The organism is Synechococcus sp. BIOS-E4-1, from assembly GCF_014279995.1.
Lineage (GTDB): Bacteria > Cyanobacteriota > Cyanobacteriia > PCC-6307 > Cyanobiaceae > Synechococcus_C.
The window spans coordinates 429367-447072 of record NZ_CP047935.1 but is presented as its reverse complement, the minus strand read 5'-3'; the positions used below and the strand labels follow the sequence as shown (position 1 = coordinate 447072).

General features: G+C 52.8%; 23 protein-coding genes, 1 tRNA gene and 2 pseudogenes. 16 read left to right on the top strand and 10 right to left on the bottom strand.

The annotated features are described in order from the left end of the window. Nucleotides 1-33: 33 nt before the first annotated feature. Nucleotides 34-855 (bottom strand): photosystem II manganese-stabilizing polypeptide, encoded by an 822-nt coding sequence (gene psbO / locus SynBIOSE41_RS01990; protein WP_186539438.1) that lies wholly within the window; start codon nucleotides 853-855, stop codon nucleotides 34-36. On the opposite strand from psbO, the gene SynBIOSE41_RS01985 reads away from it, so the two are divergent. Next, nucleotides 854-1279 carry a hypothetical protein gene (locus SynBIOSE41_RS01985; RefSeq protein WP_370594168.1) on the top strand — a complete coding sequence of 142 codons (426 nt, stop codon included), beginning with the start codon at nucleotides 854-856 and terminating at the stop codon, nucleotides 1277-1279. The genes psbO and SynBIOSE41_RS01985 overlap by 2 nt on opposite strands. A 17-nt stretch (nucleotides 1280-1296) precedes the next feature. Here the strand turns inward: SynBIOSE41_RS01985 and coaBC are convergent, their stop codons facing one another. Further along, a complete protein-coding gene (gene coaBC, locus SynBIOSE41_RS01980) occupies nucleotides 1297-2595 on the bottom strand; it encodes a bifunctional phosphopantothenoylcysteine decarboxylase/phosphopantothenate--cysteine ligase CoaBC (RefSeq protein WP_186539437.1) in 1299 nt (432 codons plus the stop codon). 4 nt (nucleotides 2596-2599) lie between these two features. Then, nucleotides 2600-2803: a DUF2555 domain-containing protein gene (locus SynBIOSE41_RS01975; protein ID WP_186539436.1), complete on the bottom strand. Its 204-nt coding sequence runs from the start codon at nucleotides 2801-2803 to the stop codon at nucleotides 2600-2602. A gap of 71 nt (nucleotides 2804-2874) precedes the next feature. On the opposite strand from SynBIOSE41_RS01975, the gene SynBIOSE41_RS01970 reads away from it, so the two are divergent. The 6 genes from SynBIOSE41_RS01970 to SynBIOSE41_RS01945 all read left to right on the top strand — a co-directional run bounded on the left by SynBIOSE41_RS01970 (nucleotide 2875) and on the right by SynBIOSE41_RS01945 (nucleotide 5705). Continuing rightward, nucleotides 2875-2947: transfer RNA gene (locus tag SynBIOSE41_RS01970), tRNA-Ala, on the top strand. Nucleotides 2948-2969: 22 nt separating this feature from the next. After that, nucleotides 2970-3131: a PCP reductase family protein gene (locus SynBIOSE41_RS01965; protein WP_066904648.1), complete on the top strand. Its 162-nt coding sequence runs from the start codon at nucleotides 2970-2972 to the stop codon at nucleotides 3129-3131. Nucleotides 3132-3134: 3 nt separating this feature from the next. Next, nucleotides 3135-3287, top strand: a complete 153-nt coding sequence (locus SynBIOSE41_RS01960; RefSeq protein ID WP_156486651.1) for a hypothetical protein — start codon at nucleotides 3135-3137, stop codon at nucleotides 3285-3287. A 67-nt stretch (nucleotides 3288-3354) separates the two neighbouring features. Beyond that, the gene (locus tag SynBIOSE41_RS01955) at nucleotides 3355-3555 is read left to right on the top strand and encodes a hypothetical protein (protein WP_006042295.1); all 201 of its coding nucleotides are present in this window, start codon (nucleotides 3355-3357) and stop codon (nucleotides 3553-3555) included. Nucleotides 3556-3780: 225 nt separating this feature from the next. Further along, nucleotides 3781-4122, top strand: a complete 342-nt coding sequence (locus tag SynBIOSE41_RS01950) for a DUF565 domain-containing protein (protein ID WP_066904650.1) — start codon at nucleotides 3781-3783, stop codon at nucleotides 4120-4122. A 77-nt stretch (nucleotides 4123-4199) separates the two neighbouring features. Next, nucleotides 4200-5705, top strand: a complete 1506-nt coding sequence (locus SynBIOSE41_RS01945; protein WP_186539435.1) for an NAD(P)/FAD-dependent oxidoreductase — start codon at nucleotides 4200-4202, stop codon at nucleotides 5703-5705. Here SynBIOSE41_RS01945 and SynBIOSE41_RS01940 read toward each other — a convergent pair. Further along, complete coding sequence (locus SynBIOSE41_RS01940; RefSeq protein ID WP_186539434.1) at nucleotides 5654-6694, bottom strand: aspartate carbamoyltransferase catalytic subunit; 1041 nt, start codon at nucleotides 6692-6694, stop codon at nucleotides 5654-5656. The genes SynBIOSE41_RS01945 and SynBIOSE41_RS01940 overlap by 52 nt on opposite strands. A 57-nt stretch (nucleotides 6695-6751) precedes the next feature. After that, nucleotides 6752-7273 carry a DNA-3-methyladenine glycosylase gene (locus SynBIOSE41_RS01935; protein ID WP_370594219.1) on the bottom strand — a complete coding sequence of 174 codons (522 nt, stop codon included), beginning with the start codon at nucleotides 7271-7273 and terminating at the stop codon, nucleotides 6752-6754. A gap of 194 nt (nucleotides 7274-7467) precedes the next feature. Here SynBIOSE41_RS01935 and SynBIOSE41_RS01930 point away from each other — a divergent pair, with 194 nt between their 5' ends. Further along, nucleotides 7468-7698 carry a Nif11-like leader peptide family natural product precursor gene (locus SynBIOSE41_RS01930; protein ID WP_186539433.1) on the top strand — a complete coding sequence of 77 codons (231 nt, stop codon included), beginning with the start codon at nucleotides 7468-7470 and terminating at the stop codon, nucleotides 7696-7698. 211 nt (nucleotides 7699-7909) lie between these two features. Here SynBIOSE41_RS01930 and SynBIOSE41_RS17925 read toward each other — a convergent pair. The 3 genes and pseudogenes from SynBIOSE41_RS17925 to SynBIOSE41_RS17915 form a co-directional block, all read right to left on the bottom strand. Next, nucleotides 7910-8113: pseudogene (locus SynBIOSE41_RS17925) on the bottom strand (hypothetical protein); the annotation flags it as partial. Beyond that, entirely contained in the window at nucleotides 8076-8207 is a 132-nt protein-coding gene (locus SynBIOSE41_RS17920; RefSeq protein ID WP_255475905.1) for a hypothetical protein, read from the bottom strand. The pseudogene SynBIOSE41_RS17925 and the gene SynBIOSE41_RS17920, both read right to left, overlap by 38 nt. Before the next feature lie 257 nt (nucleotides 8208-8464). Continuing rightward, nucleotides 8465-8596 (bottom strand): hypothetical protein, encoded by a 132-nt coding sequence (locus SynBIOSE41_RS17915; RefSeq protein WP_255475904.1) that lies wholly within the window; start codon nucleotides 8594-8596, stop codon nucleotides 8465-8467. Nucleotides 8597-9087: 491 nt separating this feature from the next. Here SynBIOSE41_RS17915 and SynBIOSE41_RS01925 point away from each other — a divergent pair, with 491 nt between their 5' ends. Both SynBIOSE41_RS01925 and SynBIOSE41_RS01920 read left to right on the top strand, forming a co-directional pair. Next, entirely contained in the window at nucleotides 9088-9321 is a 234-nt protein-coding gene (locus SynBIOSE41_RS01925) for a Nif11-like leader peptide family natural product precursor (protein ID WP_186539432.1), read from the top strand. 187 nt (nucleotides 9322-9508) lie between these two features. After that, on the top strand, nucleotides 9509-9745 hold the full coding sequence (locus SynBIOSE41_RS01920) for a Nif11-like leader peptide family natural product precursor (protein ID WP_186539431.1): 237 nt from the start codon (nucleotides 9509-9511) through the stop codon (nucleotides 9743-9745). 303 nt (nucleotides 9746-10048) lie between these two features. Here the strand turns inward: SynBIOSE41_RS01920 and SynBIOSE41_RS17910 are convergent. Further along, nucleotides 10049-10282: pseudogene (locus SynBIOSE41_RS17910) on the bottom strand (hypothetical protein); the annotation flags it as partial. A 145-nt stretch (nucleotides 10283-10427) separates the two neighbouring features. On the opposite strand from SynBIOSE41_RS17910, the gene SynBIOSE41_RS01915 reads away from it, so the two are divergent. Continuing rightward, nucleotides 10428-11048, top strand: coding sequence for a glycosyltransferase (locus SynBIOSE41_RS01915; protein ID WP_186539430.1), 621 nt, complete (start codon nucleotides 10428-10430; stop codon nucleotides 11046-11048). Nucleotides 11049-11417: 369 nt separating this feature from the next. Here SynBIOSE41_RS01915 and SynBIOSE41_RS01910 read toward each other — a convergent pair whose 3' ends face one another. Then, nucleotides 11418-12608: a hypothetical protein gene (locus tag SynBIOSE41_RS01910; protein WP_186539429.1), complete on the bottom strand. Its 1191-nt coding sequence runs from the start codon at nucleotides 12606-12608 to the stop codon at nucleotides 11418-11420. A gap of 969 nt (nucleotides 12609-13577) precedes the next feature. On the opposite strand from SynBIOSE41_RS01910, the gene SynBIOSE41_RS01905 reads away from it, so the two are divergent. Genes SynBIOSE41_RS01905 through gatC form a run of 5 tightly spaced genes read left to right on the top strand, consistent with a single transcriptional unit; the run spans nucleotide 13578 to nucleotide 17705 of the window. Then, nucleotides 13578-15599 carry a tetratricopeptide repeat-containing sulfotransferase family protein gene (locus SynBIOSE41_RS01905; RefSeq protein ID WP_186539428.1) on the top strand — a complete coding sequence of 674 codons (2022 nt, stop codon included), beginning with the start codon at nucleotides 13578-13580 and terminating at the stop codon, nucleotides 15597-15599. Nucleotides 15600-15657: 58 nt separating this feature from the next. Continuing rightward, nucleotides 15658-16434: a queuosine precursor transporter gene (locus SynBIOSE41_RS01900; RefSeq protein WP_186540689.1), complete on the top strand. Its 777-nt coding sequence runs from the start codon at nucleotides 15658-15660 to the stop codon at nucleotides 16432-16434. A 4-nt stretch (nucleotides 16435-16438) separates the two neighbouring features. Continuing rightward, entirely contained in the window at nucleotides 16439-16582 is a 144-nt protein-coding gene (locus SynBIOSE41_RS01895) for a hypothetical protein (RefSeq protein WP_186539427.1), read from the top strand. A 44-nt stretch (nucleotides 16583-16626) separates the two neighbouring features. Then, a complete protein-coding gene (locus tag SynBIOSE41_RS01890) occupies nucleotides 16627-17415 on the top strand; it encodes a creatininase family protein (RefSeq protein ID WP_186539426.1) in 789 nt (262 codons plus the stop codon). Beyond that, nucleotides 17412-17705: an Asp-tRNA(Asn)/Glu-tRNA(Gln) amidotransferase subunit GatC gene (gene gatC / locus SynBIOSE41_RS01885; RefSeq protein WP_186539425.1), complete on the top strand. Its 294-nt coding sequence runs from the start codon at nucleotides 17412-17414 to the stop codon at nucleotides 17703-17705. The genes SynBIOSE41_RS01890 and gatC overlap by 4 nt, the downstream gene beginning before the upstream one ends. Nucleotide 17706: the final 1 nt, after the last annotated feature.

Genomic DNA, 17706 nt, shown 5'->3' with positions numbered 1-17706 from the left:
CCCCTTGTTGCTGATCGAAGTGTGTTGAAGGAATCAGGCTTCCTCAAGCTGGCCGTAGAGCTCCCCGGTGATCTTGACGTCCACAGTTTGTCGACTGCCCATATCAGAGTCTGAGGGCTGGATCGCGGTGAACACCCCTGCGAATTCACCCGTGGAAGGATCTACACGAGTGATCGACAGGCTCATCACACCCTGTCCGTCGATGTACTGCTTCTTGTTCTCTTGCTCGAGCTCCTGGTAATCACCACCCAGACCGATCAGACCCTGCGGGTAGTCCACACCGGTTGTGAGTGAACGTCCTTTGGGGTCAAGGAAGTTGCTGGTGCGGTAGCTCGGTGTGCGGTACTCGCCTTCAAAGTCTGTACTGGTGGTGATGGCTGCACCTTCAGACTCGGCCTTCAGGTTTTTGCTGGAGAACGTAAAAGGGAACTCCTCACCGCCTGGAACCAGAACGGTGATCGCCTGGAAGTCAATGCCACCCTCCTCAGTGAAGGAAAGGCCTTTCTCACCCACAACGAGGTCTCCGTAGACCTGGTCAAGACTGGAGGTGTAACGGGTGAGGATCTTGCCCTCAATGAATTGGGCTTCCTGACGCTTGTTGGCAGGCTCACCCTTGACGAAGACCTGACTGGGGTGCATGCAGATGGCACTCAGCTGATAGTCATTACCGGGGGTGAGCGGAATGGATCCTCGGGCGGATTCAGGGAGCGTGGGGCAATCATTCGCCTTGCCGGTGTTACGGATGTCGTCGTACGTGATGTTCGAACGATCAACAGCCTGAGCATCTCCGCTGCAGGCAGTGACGAAGGTCAGACAGAAAGCCAGCACAAGGGCCAGCAGAGGACGGATGCGCATGGAGGAGAAGCCGAAACGCCGGCTGTTGACGATGTCCACCGGACAGGCGGATCCTACAGGTGGCAAACGGTCGCACCGGCTGGCCTTTTGCACGTCTCAACAAGGTGAAGTGTTCTCGATGCAGTACGACGGCCGAGAAACCATCCAAAAGAAGCTGAAGCCGGCGCTGAAAACACTCCGAGAACTATCGGAACTGCATCGAGACGATCCCGAGTCTCTACTGGTGCTCCTGCATGATCTGGAAGCCCTGCACAGAGACATTCAGGAGGATGCATTTCGCGAAAGCCTTCCCGAAGACCGCCAAAAGCTGTTCGCTCTGCTTAAAACGATGGAACGCAGTGGCGGCTGGCCCTATATCCCGCGCCTTCAACTACGCACGTTCATCGATCTGCTGCAGCATGATCCTGTTGATATGGCTGCCTGATCAAGACAGCTGACTGATCAAGTCGGCTGACTGACCAAGCCGGCTGACTGATACAAGTCGTCAGAATTGATCTCCAACAGTCGATCCAGCAATCGGTGGGACAACGCGAGCTTGTCTTCGAGGGGGCAGATCTGATGATGATCGCCTGGACCCAGAAGCCAGCCGGCGTTCTGATCACTGTCGAGCCCCTGACCCGGACGATCGACGGGATTGACCATCAGCAGGTCACAGCCCTTGGCTTGGAGCTTTCGGCGGCCAAGCTCAAGCAGTTGCTCGTCGGATCCCGTCAGAGCGGCAAATCCCAAAACAGACTGCCCCTTGGGACGCCTCCTCACCAGAGCCTGAAGCAGATCTGGCGCCAGTTCCCAACCAGCCTCAATCGAGTCAATCAGCTGGTCTTTCGGCAGCTTCTCAACATCAGCAGAACCGGTCCGGCGCAAATCGGCCACAGCCGCGCACATCAACACCGCATGCGCTTGCGGCTGCAGTTGTTGGAGCGTGTTGTCCATAGCAGCACTTCCGACCACAGGATGACAGCGCAAACCTTCCAGCCAGGACGGGGGAACCTGCAGCGGGCCATGCACCAAATCGACGGTGGCACCTCGCAGATGAGCGGCCTGGGCCAGCAGAACACCCATGCGGCCGCTGCTGCGGTTGGAGAAGACGCGGACACAGTCCAAAGCTTCCAGAGTGGGACCTGCGCTGACCAGCACATGCCTGCCACGCCAGTCGGATTTGAGCAGGCCCTCAGCATCGGCTTGCAACAGAGCGCTGGCGGCGGCCAACTCAATCCTGACGGGGTCTGCCATGCGTCCCGTGCCGAGTCGGTCACAGGCGAGCAGACCGCTCTCAGGCGCCAGGGGCAGCACGCGAGGGTCGTCAACCAGAAAGCCCCAGTTGCGCTGCACGGCTGGATGCTTCCACATGGCTGTATTCATCGCTGGCGCCGCCAGAACTGGGCACTCACAAGCCAGCAGAAGACTGGCCAAAAGTCCTTCGCCATCGCCCTGAACCCAGCGGGAGAGTGATGTCGCACTGAGCGGGGCCACCACCACGAGGTCCGCCCATTCGGCCAACTCGATATGCAGTGGTCGCGGGCGCGCAGGATCCCACTGGTCAGCGTCCTGCAGGCAGGGTTCACGACTGAGCGTTGCCAGAGCCACTGGGCTCACCAAGCGGGCTGCACTGGCGGTGAGCACACAGCGGACCTGAGCCCCTGCCTGCACAAGGGCACTGACCAGCAGCGGAGTCTTGACAGCAGCAATGCTTCCCGAGGCAGCCACCAGCACCCGTCGTCCCTTCAGCAGCGCCGGCATTGGCTCAGTCCTCGTCGAAGGGTTCCTGATCGATCAGATGGGCGTATGGAGCGGTGAGTTCCGGTCGATGAATGGCGAGGGCTCTCAACAGATGCCAGTCACTCAGGCCCTCAAAGGGAGTTGGGTAATCGTCGTACTCCAGACGGCGCGCCAGCGTCGCAACGGATGCCTCATTAAAAGAAGCCAGTCGCTCCGGAGTGATCAGCATGCAGGCACGAAGCACTGATGTTCATTTTGCCTTCGAGTGCGTTTGAAAACCGGCGCTAAGTTGCTCAGCCCGGGGAATTAGCTCAGCTGGTAGAGCGCTGCGATCGCACCGCAGAGGTCAGGGGTTCGAATCCCCTATTCTCCATCGAGGTCGTGAGAGATCAAGGTTGAACTGGAGTGCTGAAGCAGAACAGTCGCTCAAGGAAGTTCCCTTTTTCGTGCGGCCGGCCGTTCGCCGCAGAATCGAATCAATGGCCCAGGAGTGCCAGCTTGAATGCATCGATTCAACGTTCTACGCCGAAGCCAGGGCGAAGTTTGCAAAGAGCTGAACCATGATCAGGCCCACGCTTGGCTACCGGTACGCGATCAGGTCTTCGCTGCTGATCGCCCTCGGCGTTACGAGCTGTCTTTCAGTGCTCGTTAGACCTTCCGCTCTTTTGACCTACGGGCTGATTCTTCTGGCAGGTGGCCTTTCCCGCCGCTGATTAACGCTGATTAAGAGCGTTTCATTCAGGCCATGCGGTAAAAGAGAGGCTGAGAAAGCCACGATTGATGTCTCAGTCGAAACGGGAACAGGTAGTGAGCCATCTGCGCTACATCCGCCAGGAACTGCGGGAAATGCATCAGGGCGTTATGGAAGACGGTCTGCTTCCTGAAGCTGGTGAGGTGCGGGGAGTGATGGCCCAAATGGAAGCGCTACTTGAACTTCTCGAAGGCAAAAGCTCTCGCAAAGCAAAAGCTGAATCCGACTAATCCTGAAGCCTGCTCTTGCCAAGCAGCGTTGTTCAGGCTTTTCTTTGGGAGTGATCAGCCGCTGAACCGGACAATTTCAGGCTTTTTGCATCAAAAGCCTCAATATGTAGCGGTTGATAGAGGCATTAACCCCACAAATGGTGTATATATTGAACGGCAGGGTTCGGGCCGGGTGATGGGGATCATCGGTTGTTGTCCCTGCCCCTCTTTTGAGAGGTCGTCAAGTTGACAGCGCGTCTCCAAACAACACGCCTGCAGCGAACGATTGGAGAAGCCACGACCAGGCTCGACCTTTGGGCGACCAACCCGTGGAGACGCTTTTCACTCCTGCTGATCGCCCTGACAGGAAGTTTCATGATCGGCAACGGCGTTGCTTCCGTCTCCGGTGCTCTCAATCTGATGGATCCTGTGGCTGCGATGCTCAGCGTGGGGCTGATGGAAGTGATGGTGCGGGTGAGAAGACACTGGGCCAAAGATCGGGGCAGTCATCTAGGCCGACAATTGCTCGACATGACGCGATTTGGACTGCTGTACGGCCTGCTCCTGGAGGGATTCAAGTTGCTTTAACCAGCTCATGTTGTTGAAAGCGCAGACAAAACCCTTCGGCATCCATACGCTGAATTGAGATTGTCAACCTTGCATCCATGGCTGGAGAGCACTACTTCCTCGAGCTGGATCCACCTGAAGAGCGTCTGCGACACGCTCCCCACGTCGTCATCGTGGGCGGAGGATTTGCAGGTGTGCGTGCCTGCAAGGCGCTGGCCAAGGCAGACGTACGCGTCACCCTGATCGACAAACGCAACTTCAATCTGTTCCAACCTCTGCTCTATCAGGTTGCAACAGGATTGGTTTCCAGTGGTGATGTGGCGACTCCGCTGCGCCAGCTGGTTGGACGCCAAAGCAATGTGCAGGTCCTGCTTGGTGAAGTCACCGAAATCAAGGCGGAAGACAAGCAGATCATCTTCAGCGGCAAGGCTTACAGCTACGACCACCTGGTTCTGGCAACAGGATCAGGCAGCACCTTCTTCGGCCACGAAGAGTGGCGGACCTTTGCCCCGCCAATGAAGATCCTGGAGCACGCCGAGGAGATCCGACGGCGGCTGCTGATGGCCATGGAGCAGGCCGAACAGACCCCTGATCCTGAGGCACGTCGCTTTCTGCAGACCGTTGTGATTGTTGGAGGAGGGCCCTCAGGATGCGAAATGGCAGGAGCAGCTTCCGAGCTGATGCGCAATGCCATGCGCAAGGAATTCCGCCAGCTGAATCCGGAGGAGACCAGGATCGTGCTTGTCGATCCAGGCGACCGCGTACTCAGAGCCATGCCCGAAGAGCTCTCTGAGGCTGCTCAGAAATCCCTGTCGGCTCTCGGCGTGGAGTTTCTGTTCAAAGGACGTGTGCAGAGCATGCAACCCGGTGAAGCGATTGTGGGAACACCGGATGGTGAGCGCCGGCTGCAGGCAGCCACCGTGATCTGGACCGCTGGCGTACGGCCCTCACATCTTGGCCGCAAGCTGGCGGATTCGGTTGGCTGCGAAACGGACCGAGGCGGCCGCGTGATTGTGGAGCCTGACTTCTCAGTCAAGGGGCATCCCGAAATCCGGGTGGTGGGCGACCTCTGCTGCTACAAGCACACCCGAGACGGAAATCAGCTGCCCGGCATGGCAGGGCCGGCCACCCAGGCCGGGGGCTTCATTGGCAAGGACATTGCCGCGATTGTGGCCGGCGGATCGCGTCCGAACTTCAGCTGGTTTGATTTCGGCAGCATGGCCGTACTGGATCGCGTCGACGCGGTCGCTGACTTGCGTGGCTTCAAGTTCAAAGGCAGTCTTGGCTGGCTGCTGTGGGCCGCTGCACACCTCGCTTTCATGCCCAATGATGAAAATCGCTTCTCATTGCTGGTGAAATGGATCTTTGCGGTGGTCTCTCAGGCCAGAGCATCGATGCTGCTCACGGGCATGCCAAGTCAGCACATGGGCTTGGATTCGCCTGATGCTGCCTTCCCGATGGCACCAGGGGCCGGTCCCTCCATCTCCGAACCTGGAGCAGCGCTGCGAGCGGCAATGGACTACTACTCCAATCAGGTTTCCGGCCTTGCGCCTCAACCCAAAGGAGGTGAGTCCACAGAGGATTCAGCCGCTGCCATCAAATAAAGCAAGGCCATCCTGATCGGGATGCCATTGCTCACCTGACTCTCCACCAGGTTTGAGCTGAGGTCATCGAGCAGAGCGCCACTCATCTCAATCCCCCGGTTCACCGGACCGGGGTGCAGCACCGGAATCGAGGCACCACATCGAGCCAAGCGCTCGTGGCTGAGACCGTAGTCGCGGTGATAGCGATACAGATCGGTGAGCATCTGCTGCCGCATGCGTTCCTTCTGAAGTCGGAGTGTCATCACCGCATCGGCTCCGGACAGGGCCTCATCCAGATCACGGCAGATGGTCAGCGATCCCCGCTGCGTAACAGGATCCATGGTCTGGCCAGGGGGAGGCTCAGCCAAAAAGTCGGCGAAAGCATCCGGAACCAGCGTGGGCGGACCACACAGCACGACATCGGCGCCGCAGGCACTCAGGGCCCAGAGGTTGGAACGGGCCACACGTGAATGCAGGATGTCACCCACGATCAGGACACGCCGACCCTGCAAAGCCTCTGGCAAAGGATTGGCGGGGTCAAAGTGATAGGCCAGGGTGTAGAGATCGAGCAGTCCCTGGCTGGGATGGCTGTGCAGGCCATCACCGGCATTGAGGATCACAGTGCGTTCACCGGTGCGTTCCAGCGCGTCTGCCAGCTGGCGCGGCACACCGGTGCAGCGATGACGCACCACCAGCATGTCGGCGCCCATCGCCACATAGGTGCGTGCGGTATCCAGCAGTGACTCCCCCTTGCTGAGCGAACTGCTGGAAGGCGAAAAACTGGAGACGTCTGCCGAGAGACGCTTGGCCGCCAGCTCGAAGCTGCTGCGGGTGCGCGTGCTGGGCTCGAAAAACAGAGTGGCCACCAAGCGTCCCTGCAACGCCGGCAGCCGACGGGCACCCGTAACCGGCATCGACCGGAAACGATGAGCCAACTCCAACACAGTCGCGAAGTCTTCTCGGGAAAAAGCCGCGAGATCCAGAATGTGTCGGTGTGTCCAGGCGCTCAACTGGGCGGCGGCTCACTGCTCTCAACCGTAGAGGCACACCGTGCATCCACCCAAGGATCAACGGGGCTGAAACGCAGCGTCAGGCTTCGGAGAGCGATCCCCACGAGCGCGTTTGCTGACACTTCGACTGGCCTTCAGGTACCAGCGCAGAGCAAGATCTTCGCCCTGATTGATCCCGATCCGGGTGGTGGTGAGCAAAACAGGTTTGCTCAGCTCGACCGGGCGGGGTGTAATCCAGAGGTCACCGTCACCGCAGACCGATAGACCATCACAACCGCGATCGATCCCGAACCGACGGGCCAGCAAACCCGGACCGGCAGCAACCCGTTCAGGCTCATCAGGCAATGCCACAGCACGCAGCAACACGCCATTGGCCCATTCAGGGCGGTCGGTCACCACATTCACGCAGTGGTGGATGCCATAGCTCACATACACATAAAACCGCCCTGGCTCTCCAAACAGGGTTTCGTTCTGCGGTGAGCGGCGCCGGTAACCGTGACAGGCAGGCTCATCCTGTGAATACGCCTCCGTTTCCACAATCACGCCCCACAGCAAACCTCCATCCGCTTGACGTTTCACCAACCTGCAGCCCACCAACTCAGGTCCAACAACTTCTGCAGGACGGCAGAAGAAGGATTGAGGTAGTGCTGGGAAATCCTTGGCGATGTGCTGAGTGGCTATGGGCGTGGCTGGAGCGACAAACCTTCTTCACCAAAGTCTGACAACGCTGCTTGAAGAAGAGACAATGAAATGAATGAAGCCCTTTCTTTCAGATGTCAGAAGAGCAACTCGAAGCCTTCTTAGAAAAAGTCAAAGCTGACACCAACCTGCAGGAGAAGCTCAAAGCAGCTGCTGATTCAGACGCAGTTCTTGCGATTGCGAAAGAGGCGGGATTTAGTATTTCTGCTGATGACTTGAAGAACGCTCAATCAGAACTTTCAGATGATGAGCTTGAGGGTGCGGGTGGCGCTGTTTGTTTTTTTACCTGCGCCTACTCGAGATAGCCTACACACTCAAAGCCCCTGCATTAGCAGGGGCTTTTTATTTCTTCAAACACCCCAAAAAGACCATCAATCAGCCTTCAATACCTGGCACCATTATCCATAAAACAGTCAAAGCTTTCACACGCCCAGCCGCCTAATCCATCCACAAAAAATACAAGACACAGCAAATAAAGCCTCAGCTTTCTTTAGCCTTACATCTACTTATATCTCCTCAACGCAACTGCCAAAACCTTCGCTCCCTATCACCATCACGGATGCCATTTGCCCGTCTAAATCTCACCGCAACTTGATACCACTCCTCTGGGATTTGATTGAGCCGAACATCAAAAGCAAAAGGGAGTTGCTGTTGCCCTGGTGAGACCCGTTTCTTCTTGCTTCTACTGCTCCCAACCAATCGCTTCAGCATCCTTGAGCCCCTCTTGCCTCAACCACATGCCTGGAACCACGCTGAGGAAGATCGGACGCTCTGAAGGGTTGCTCTGGTTGTAGTGACCGTGATCGAATGGCATGCGCTCGAAGCTAGGTCACCTGTACTAGCCATGAGAGCAAAAAGGGCTGCTCAGCCAAAGGGTTTGTTTAGGAGCCATAGAACCACTGCAAATACTGATGCGGTCGTCGCTGAATTGCGGTTCACGCAAGCGATCTTTCCGGTGAGTGCAGCGCCATAGGCCGCCCCGTAAACAAAGCAAAACAGCACTGTGTAGAGAAGGAGGAGCCAGGGATTCATTAATGCAGTGAGCAACTGACCAGAGCTCTAGCAACACTGCTAAACCCGAGCCAGCACCCTTTCAGCCGCAGCAATCAGCTCTGACTCTCTGGCAAAACCAAGCCGGATGGTGCCCGGAGTACAGGTAACGCTGCAGCTGGCCATGGCTAAGCCTTCTGTGCTAAAGAACATGGCCACGAATTCACTGCTGATAAGATTACTGAACTCAGTGAAGAGGAACTAGAAGGCGTGTCTGGAGGTCAGTGCTGGAAGAAAACTAACAACTAACTAAATGGCTGAGAAAACTGGAGGGTTGTTTGCTAACTGGCAGGAGATGAGTAAACTTAGTGATGTGGGATGAGAGTATAGCATTGGTATTCCCCTCGCCTTCAAAACTTACACACTCAAGCCCCTGCATTGACAGGGGCTTTTTATTTCTTCAATCACCCCAACAAGACCATCAATCAGCCTCCAATACCTGGCTCGATAGAGCCCAGTTGAGCAGAAGTTCGACGGGTGAAAGCGTTGCTCAACTTAGTGGTGAATTGGTTCTAAGCCATTCACCAAAAGCTCACCAGAACGTCGCTGGTTCTGCACCAAAGTGTGTAGTGGGGTTCACCAGAAGAGCTGTGATCTTAAGGGAGTCGAGGGGCAACACACCCCAACATTCACTCCTTAGAACCATGACACAAGAACAACTCACAGCTTTCATCGCTAACGCCAAAGGCAACACCAGCCTGCAGGAAAGGCTCAAAGCTGCGGCTGATACCAATGCTGTTGCTGCCATTGCTAAAGAAGCAGGATTTAGTATTTCTGCTGATAGATTGAAAAACGCTCTGTCTGAAATGTCAGATACAGAGATTGAAAGCGTGGCTGGTGGTTATTGCGATAAGGAGTGGTGCCTTCACTCCTGTTAACTAACTCATCATAAAACATATTAGAAAACCGAAGCCCCTGCATTGACAGGGGTTTTTTATTGCTTCAATCACCCCAAAAAACCCCCACAAATCAGCCTCCAATCCCTGGCACTATTGAGCGCAGCAAGTGCTAGCTAAAGGCACTTTGTGAGGTCGCTGCTATGGTTATAAAAGACTTCCGATAACCATGTCAGACAAGCAATTCAAAGCCTTTCTCGAAAAAGTCAAAACTGACATCAGTCTTCAGGAGAAGCTCAAAGCCGCTGCTGATTCCGATGCAATAGTTGCAATTGCTAAAGACGTGGGGTATATAATTTCAGCCGATGACATTCAGATCGAGATTTCAGAAGAGGAGCTTGAAAGCTTGGCTGGAGGTCAATACAGTGGGTGCTCAGGTATAGCTTGTATTAGTTACTCACCATAGAGTGTGGAGTCTACAATGTTATGCGCGAGTTGGCATAAAAGTTGTATACGACAAAGAGTAGACAGGGTTGGGACAGTAGCTCATTGCATTCCACCAAAGCCCCTGCAAACCCAGCTAATTTTTATTGCTTCAATGCCTGACTAATCGCATAAATCAGCCTCCAATATCTGGCACAATTACCAATAAATCAGGTACAGACTTTACCCATCCAGCAGCCCAATCCATCCACAAAAAACGCAAGGCAGAGCCAATAAAGTCTCAGCATTCTTAGGCACTACATCAACTCATATTCCCTCAACGCAATTACCAAATGCTTCGCTCCTTATCGCCATTACGGATGCCGTTGGCGCGTCTAAATCTCACTGAAACTTGATGCCACTCCTCTGGGATTTGATTGAGCCGCACATCAAATGCAAATGGGAGTTGCTGTTGCCCTGGCGATACACGCTTTCTCTTACTTTTGTTGCTCCTGCTGCTCTGAACCAATCGTTTCAGCATCCTTGAGCCCCAATGGCACTTAGCTACTCCCTTGGCGTTGCACCAACCTGCAGCCCTCCAAGTCAGGTCCCACCAGCTCGGCAGGGCGGCAGAAGAACAATAGAGGGACAGCGAGTAGACCCTTAGTGACTATGAGAATATCTACAAATTTATACTAAAATAATGAAAATTTCCTATGCGAGACGTGAGCAAGCTCATACATATAATCGCTGTAGCCTACAAAAGACTACCGGAACTACGAGTTTTCATACAATCTTGGATAAATCAAACAAATGACAACTGGCAACTAACCATCATTCATGACGGAGAAAGCCAAGGGTTCACAAACTTAATGAATGAAGCAAACTACATCCACCCCAACATAGAATTCTTCAGCACAGAGAAAAGACACAACGACTATGGTCACACGCTTAGAGACTTGGGACTGAAAAGATCAGAAGGCAAATATACGATTCTGACAAATGCAGACAATTACTTTATACCGAGAACGACAGAATACATTTCAACATTAGTCCAGAATTCGGATAATACATCTGACGTGCCTGATATTATTTTATTTGACATGATCCACTCTCATACCAACCCTGGGACAAGGAAGCAGCCTGCTTACAATCTTTTTAAGACTGAATTCAAGCTGTACTGCATTGACGTGAGCTCTGCAGCTGTCAGAACAGAGCTCGCTAAAGCAGCAGGCTTCAGAGACAAAACTCACGATGGAGACCAGACTTATTTCAAAGATATCGCATCAAGAGCGACAAGCTTGAAAATTGCGAAGATTAATCGTGTTTTACTGATTCACAATTAACTCACAACAACACAAACACTAAAGCATTAAGAAATCACCAATAAATGCCTATATTTCATTGAATTGTTTGTTTATATTGAGAATCAATGCCTACTGAAAACCCATTAAATCGTTGACCCTCTTTTGAGCCTTTACCAGCAGGCCTGACAAGCTCAGCCAACTCAGTGAAGATATACTAGATGGCATAGATTGTGATACATTTTCATAATGCTCGTCGGTAAAGCCATGTGGCACCAAGCTAAGAATTTGATTATTAATTATACCCATACTTAATTCCGGCGAAAGTAGGTGTTTCAGTACTCTTCAATCACCCCCCATGACTCCACCAATTGCCCATCAATCACGACAACATAAGCAAAAAATTGGCAATCAATCAGAGAGGCACTGCTTGACATAAGCATATGATTTAATGGTGATATCTTTACCCAGCTCAAGACAAATCTTGTAATGACTAAGCACCGCTGCTTGCTGATACTTATGCTTACTCACCATCTTTTGCGAAAAATCAAAACGCCCCTGCATCATGTCAACCAACCTTGCATCTAACTTTTGACCAATAGGCAGATGTTGATGCACGGAGCGAACATGCTTAGTAGCCGACATCGTTAGACCGAAAATATCAGCAAGCTGATCCAAGACCAACCAGTTTCTAGTTTCAGACATTACCTGAGACGGAAAAATTTCAAAGCAAAAACGGGGAGCAATTGCAGCTCGTTGCAAATTCATATCGAGACACAATCTAAAGGTTATGTCGCTCACTTTAAGCAGACTCACAACAGCAGAATTGACTTGATCCAAAAACTCTGCTGACACATTGACGCAACATTCCACGCTCAGAGCCTTACGAATATCAATGGGGCTTTTTAAGCAACCAAATATAAGCTTAAGATCTTGCGAACGACCAACCATCACACCCAGATTAATGGGCTCTCCTAACACTTGAACGAGACTAGTGATTAGACTTTTTAGGCCATGTTGATGCTTAATCGACGATTCACTTTTGGCCCGCTGGATCTCACAGATAACATCAAAGGCTGAAGAAAATACAGGCTTAGCATGCTCCTTAATCTCATGACTCAATGAAATAAAAACACCAGCGACAGAGATTTGACCATTGCGCGCCTCACACTCAATAATATGATCACCTAGCAGTTGCAAAGTAGAAGTAGCATGATTGGTCAGCCGGCCAGAGATTGAATCGTTACCAGAAAAGAGACTGCCACCAAAATCACCACTGCGACCGGATGGTTCCAAACAAATTTTTTCAATCTCAGACCACCATTCAGGCATGATGTTTTTCTGAATTTTTTCGCTCCATTCATGGCCAAAGAAAGATATGTCAACAAATTCTGATTTGTCGTGATGGAACTCAAGCCCTATAATGATTTCATCTACATTTGAATAGTGATCGACGAATAACAGACAATTACTGATGGGCAAACATTGTGCTTGGATCAGCTGAAACATCTCCGGATAAGCAAAACTTGTCACTGCGCGCAGAACATATGAAATCTGAGCTTTAGAGGGGACAGCGTCTGGATTATCAGAGAGAACTTCCACGAATTAAACTGCTAAGGCTTTCTTTAATTCTATTGCCACTGCTTCTGAAGACTCGCTGCGGAAGATGTCTAATCGAGACAATACAGCAACTAAGTGCTTACAACCTAGAATGAATCTATAAACTGCTTCGATGCTTTTGAACCTGAATAAAGCTGATCATCATCAATTCGAACTCCAGGCGTTCATCAAAACCACCGCTCAAACCCAGAAGCCGCTTCAACCTCGACAAGAATATATCGAAAATCGTAACAAAAGGATGAGAACATGCTTCGTTTGTGTGACAAGTCAAGGAGCTCCTATAGCTCGACAAGGAGTCAAAATCACATCATTTTATCAGTACAATTTGACCTTTCTAAATCGAAAACTGTTTGCCTGACCGCTATGCCATCTCAACATGGCTCAGCAGCGGGTATCGAACAGTCATCCCCGCAGCAGGCTGCAAGAGCGTGGTCCGGCAACCTTTTCACTTCACGCCGCAGATCTCTCTTGGGACTAGCACCAGGAATTCCCTTCAGCAACCGCGTTCGCCACGGAAGCATCTAACAGCCAACTTTTTCAATAGCAATCAGCTTTGCTGCAACTACCACCACTGCTCGACGCCTAGAAGGCGAACGCTTTTCAGGCCAAGGGGACATCACTCATCTGGTGCTGGCAGAGCTGTTTCTAGGGACGCTTACGATCCTCAACATTCCTGCACTGAAAGGCTTTCTTGCACTAAAAACAACGACTTCTGATCGATTGTTGTGGCAACAGGCTCAATCGAGGAATACGCCCCTGTCTTCAAATTCACGCCCAAGAGCTCATGAGCGTTTAACGAGCCGGCAGCCCACCAGGTCAGCTTCCAGCACCTCTGCAGGGTGGCAGAAGAAAGTGCTTGGTAGAGCGTAAGAACCCGTAGGAACAGGCTTTGTGACTATCCGATGTGGCTTGAAAACTTCCCTAACCTTGACTGAACCCTCCTGATCAATCGTGAGCAAGCCCAGAAGAAAGAGCTCTGGATTCTCCAACACCCCCAAAAGTAAATCGAAAAATGGCAACCCTGATAAAAAAAGAAGCTTTACGGATCACACCCGCAAAGAGCACCAAGCCATCGAACTAATTAATCAGGGGAAACCGCAAGAAGCAGAGCGTATTTATAGAGACTTAATTACATCAGGAACAAAAAATCACATTGTCTATGGAAACCTGGCTGCAATCTTGGGAATGCAGGGCAGATTTAATGAGCTTATAGATCTGCTCAGGAAAACTATAGAATTGGAGCCCAATTACCCAGATGCTCATAACAACCTGGGAAATGCGCTCAAAAAGAAAGGTGACCTCGCAGCTGCCATCACCTCCTACAACACCGCCCTGCAACTCCAGCCCAACTACCCAGACGCCCACTACAACCTGGGTAATGCTCTCCAAGAGCAGGGCGACCTCAGAGCTGCCATTGACTCATACAGGGCTGCCCTCCAACTCCAACCCAACTACCCAGACGCTCATAACAACCTGGGAGTTGCGCTCCAGGAGCAGGGCGAGCTCAGAGCTGCCATTGACTCATACAGGGCTGCACTCCAACTCCAGCCCAACTACCCAGACGCTCATTACAACCTGGGCGATGCTCTACAGGAACAAGGGGACCTTACAGCTGCTATCGCCTCCTACAACACGGCCCTCCAAATTCAGCCCGACTATCCCGGGGCTCATTACAACCTGGGGAATGCCCTCCAGAAGCAGGGCGAGCTCACATCTGCCATTGCCTGCTACAGCACCGCACTCCAACTCCAACCCGACCACCCAGGCACCTATTACAACCTGGGCAATGCTCTCCAGAGCAAGGGCGAGCTCACAGCAGCCATTGACAGCTATCAAAAGGCGATTGAGATGGATCCGGATAACTCAGATGTTTTGCGCGCAATTGGTCGGGCACAACAGAAAAGAGGAGACATCGATGAAGGCATTCTCTACTTCCTTCGAGCAATAGAACTCAATCCTAAAAATACGGCCGCATTTTTTGAACTTAGCAAGAGCCTTAACAGTAGCGAGGAAGCGATCAAATTAGCCGCAGACATAGAAAAGCTCGACAAAAAAGAATTTAACAATAGAGAAGCTTCATTTTTAGAGTTTGCGCTGGCAAACTGCTTTCATAAAGCACAAAATTACACAAAAGCAGCTCAGCATTTAGCCAATGCAAACAAGCAAAAGCTAATTTACATGAGTTCAGACCTTGCCTCTCAGCTAAAAGAATCCACCTTAGCTTTATCAATATCTGAAAAAATTCAAATTGGTGAGCCAAGTGACGGAACAGGCAGAATTTTTATTGTTGGAGCTCCCCGCTGTGGCTCGACGCTACTCGAGTCAGTCTTAGCAACAAATCCCAACATCAAAGATCTTGGAGAATCCCAAGCATTTGTCCAAGCCCTTGCTCATGAAAAAGCGGAGAACAACTTGCCAACCGAACGATCTAAACTAGCCAATGCTTACACGAAAGCAGCAAATGAACCACTGAAAAAATTCACTCATAGCGTCGACAAAAATCTCTACAATTTTAGATTTGCGGAAGCAATCAATCGTTCAATGCCCGCCGCAAAAATTATCCACTGTCGCAGAAATCCCCTCGACAATGTACTTTCCATGCTTAGAAGCAACCTGAGCGCCGGGAATAATTACACCGCAGACCCGGTAGATGCGGCCAAATTTATAATACATCAACAAGAATTACTCTCCCCGTTAAAGGAAAATGCAGGTAATCAAATTTTCACTTTTGACTACGACAACTTCACAAACAGTCCGGAGAACCAAGCCAGAGAGTTAATTGATTGGATTGGCCTGCAATGGAATGATCATTATCTACATCCAGAGCAAAGCGATAGGAGTATCAATACCGCGAGCGTCATACAGGCTCGTCGACCCATCAGCAATAGATCTGTTGGCGGCTGGAACAATTACAAAGAGCTTTTGAAGCCGGCAGAAGCCGTTTTACGAGAAAGCGGGCTTTTCAACATCTAAAAAAAACAGTGAGAGAGATGAATAACCGCCAGCCTGAAACCATCGAGAAGCGTCAATGATGAATCCCGAGCTGCAGCAACGGCGAGAATTCTGCTTTCTAGTCCTTGCAGGCCTCTTCCTGGGAACGCTGGGCATGCTCAACATCCTGGGCCTGACCCGTTTTCTCGAGCTGGGTCACATCGGCTCATGGCCAGTCGTGGTGGCCGTTGGCGCCCTGCCCTACCCGATCACCTTTCTCTGTACAGACCTGATCAGCGAGCTCTGGGGGGAAAAGAGAGCAGCTCAGGTTGTCTGGGTTGGACTGCTGCTCAACGGCTGGGTCGTGCTGATCCTCTGGCTGGGCGGAGTGTTACCAGGCGTGGACGGTGCACCCGATGCCACCTTCTTCGAAATTCAACGCCTGGCCTTTGGCTCAGTGATCGCCTCCATGGCCGCCTACCTCACGGCCCAATTCGTGGATGTGCGGATGTTCCATTTCTGGAAAAGGGTGAGCAATGGCAAGGCTCTCTGGCTGCGCAACAACGGCTCCACGCTGGTGAGCCAGCTGGTGGACACGAGCGCTGTCGTGCTGATCAGCCATTACGCCTCTGGTGTGTTGCCTGTGCGGCCCGGTGAACCCGTGGCTCCGCAACTGATCTCGTTCATCGCCAGCGGCTATCTGTTCAAATCCTTCGCTGCACTGGCGGACACGCTTCCTTTCATCTGGATCACCGGTTGGCTGAGACACTGGCTGGAGATCCCCAGCAGCGGCAGTGAGATCGGCGGCGATGACGATCCCTGCATGCAAGTGATGACAAGCATCGATCCCCTGCCAGGCTTGGAGAAACGGATCTAAAGCCATGGATGCTGCACTCTCCGGCTTCAACCTGGGCACCGTGCTGTTGTTCAGCAGCGGTCTGTTTGTGACCGCCACCCTGTTCTTCGGAACTCAGGGCGGGTACTACAACACTGATCAGTACGACGGCAACGGCACAGCTCACTAGAGACACCTAGCAAGATCGATCATCAAGCCCACGCCACGCTCGGCATGCCTTCCATCCTCCCCGGCCCGGCCGCCAGCAAAGACGCCATTCGCCTGGCTCTACAGAGCTGGCCCGACGTTGATCAGTACCTGCAGAGTTGCAAGGGAATCATCGTGCCCCTTGGATCCACGGAGCAACACGGCCCGACAGGCGCTATCGGCACCGATGCCCTGACCGCCGAAGCAGTGGCACTCGAGCTGGGACAGCTGAGCGGTGTATTGGTCACACCCGTGCAGGCTTTCGGCATGGCCGAACACCATCTTGGATTTGCGGGCACCATGAGCCTGCAGCCCGCGACCTTGATGGCCGTGATGCACGACCTCGTGATGTCACTGGCCACCCACGGCTTCGAGCGAATCCTGGTGGTGAATGGTCACGGCGGTAACATCGCCACGACCAAAGCTGCCTTTGCCCAGGCCTATGGCACCGCCGCAAGCCGCGGCCTGGAGGTTGCCCCACGTTTGCGCTGCAGGCTGGCGAACTGGTTCATGGCGGGTCCTGTGATGAGGCGCGCCCATGAGCTCTATGGCAATCGTGAGGGCCAGCACGCCACCCCCAGCGAGATTGCCGTCACCCTGCATCTCCATGACAGCCTGATCAACAAGCAGAGATCGCTACCGGAACCGGCGCCCTGCGGATCGATTCATGGACCAGCGGACTTCCGGCGCCGCTACCCGGACGGACGCATGGGTTCAGACCCCTTTCTGGCAAGGCCCGAACATGGCCATGAGCTGTTGAACACAGCCGCGATGGCGTTGCGCGAGGATCTTGAAGCTTTTCTCGCCGCTGCATGAGCAAGATCACTGCCGACGACGTACGCAAGGTGGCCCATCTGGCCCGCCTCGATCTGCCCGAGGAGAAAATTACGGCCTACACAGGTCAGCTCGAGCGCATTCTCGATTATGTGGATCAGCTCCAGGGCGTGAACACGGAAGGTGTTCCTCCTACAACCCGTGCAGTGGAGGTGGTGAATGCCACCAGAGAAGACAAGGTGGAACCCACCAAGGTGCGCGAGGAACTCCTGGAACAGGCGCCTCTCAGAGAAGGAGATTTTTTCCGAGTACCCAGAATCCTGGCTGAATGAT

Excerpts from the sequence above, each read along its gene's own strand:
- SynBIOSE41_RS01985 (WP_370594168.1), top strand. The coding sequence starts at position 854 with ATGGAGGAGAAGCCGAAACGCCGGCTGTTGACGATGTCCACCGGACAG.
- psbO (WP_186539438.1), bottom strand. The coding sequence starts at position 855 with ATGCGCATCCGTCCTCTGCTGGCCCTTGTGCTGGCTTTCTGTCTGACC.
- coaBC (WP_186539437.1), bottom strand. The coding sequence starts at position 2,595 with ATGCCGGCGCTGCTGAAGGGACGACGGGTGCTGGTGGCTGCCTCGGGA.
- SynBIOSE41_RS01975 (WP_186539436.1), bottom strand. The coding sequence starts at position 2,803 with ATGCTGATCACTCCGGAGCGACTGGCTTCTTTTAATGAGGCATCCGTT.
- SynBIOSE41_RS01960 (WP_156486651.1), top strand. The coding sequence starts at position 3,135 with ATGATCAGGCCCACGCTTGGCTACCGGTACGCGATCAGGTCTTCGCTG.
- SynBIOSE41_RS01955 (WP_006042295.1), top strand. The coding sequence starts at position 3,355 with ATGTCTCAGTCGAAACGGGAACAGGTAGTGAGCCATCTGCGCTACATC.
- SynBIOSE41_RS01945 (WP_186539435.1), top strand. The coding sequence starts at position 4,200 with ATGGCTGGAGAGCACTACTTCCTCGAGCTGGATCCACCTGAAGAGCGT.
- SynBIOSE41_RS01930 (WP_186539433.1), top strand. The coding sequence starts at position 7,468 with ATGTCAGAAGAGCAACTCGAAGCCTTCTTAGAAAAAGTCAAAGCTGAC.
- SynBIOSE41_RS17920 (WP_255475905.1), bottom strand. The coding sequence starts at position 8,207 with ATGCCATTCGATCACGGTCACTACAACCAGAGCAACCCTTCAGAGCGT.
- SynBIOSE41_RS17915 (WP_255475904.1), bottom strand. The coding sequence starts at position 8,596 with ATGTTCTTTAGCACAGAAGGCTTAGCCATGGCCAGCTGCAGCGTTACC.
- SynBIOSE41_RS01925 (WP_186539432.1), top strand. The coding sequence starts at position 9,088 with ATGACACAAGAACAACTCACAGCTTTCATCGCTAACGCCAAAGGCAAC.
- SynBIOSE41_RS01920 (WP_186539431.1), top strand. The coding sequence starts at position 9,509 with ATGTCAGACAAGCAATTCAAAGCCTTTCTCGAAAAAGTCAAAACTGAC.
- SynBIOSE41_RS01900 (WP_186540689.1), top strand. The coding sequence starts at position 15,658 with ATGAATCCCGAGCTGCAGCAACGGCGAGAATTCTGCTTTCTAGTCCTT.
- SynBIOSE41_RS01895 (WP_186539427.1), top strand. The coding sequence starts at position 16,439 with ATGGATGCTGCACTCTCCGGCTTCAACCTGGGCACCGTGCTGTTGTTC.
- SynBIOSE41_RS01890 (WP_186539426.1), top strand. The coding sequence starts at position 16,627 with ATGCCTTCCATCCTCCCCGGCCCGGCCGCCAGCAAAGACGCCATTCGC.
- gatC (WP_186539425.1), top strand. The coding sequence starts at position 17,412 with ATGAGCAAGATCACTGCCGACGACGTACGCAAGGTGGCCCATCTGGCC.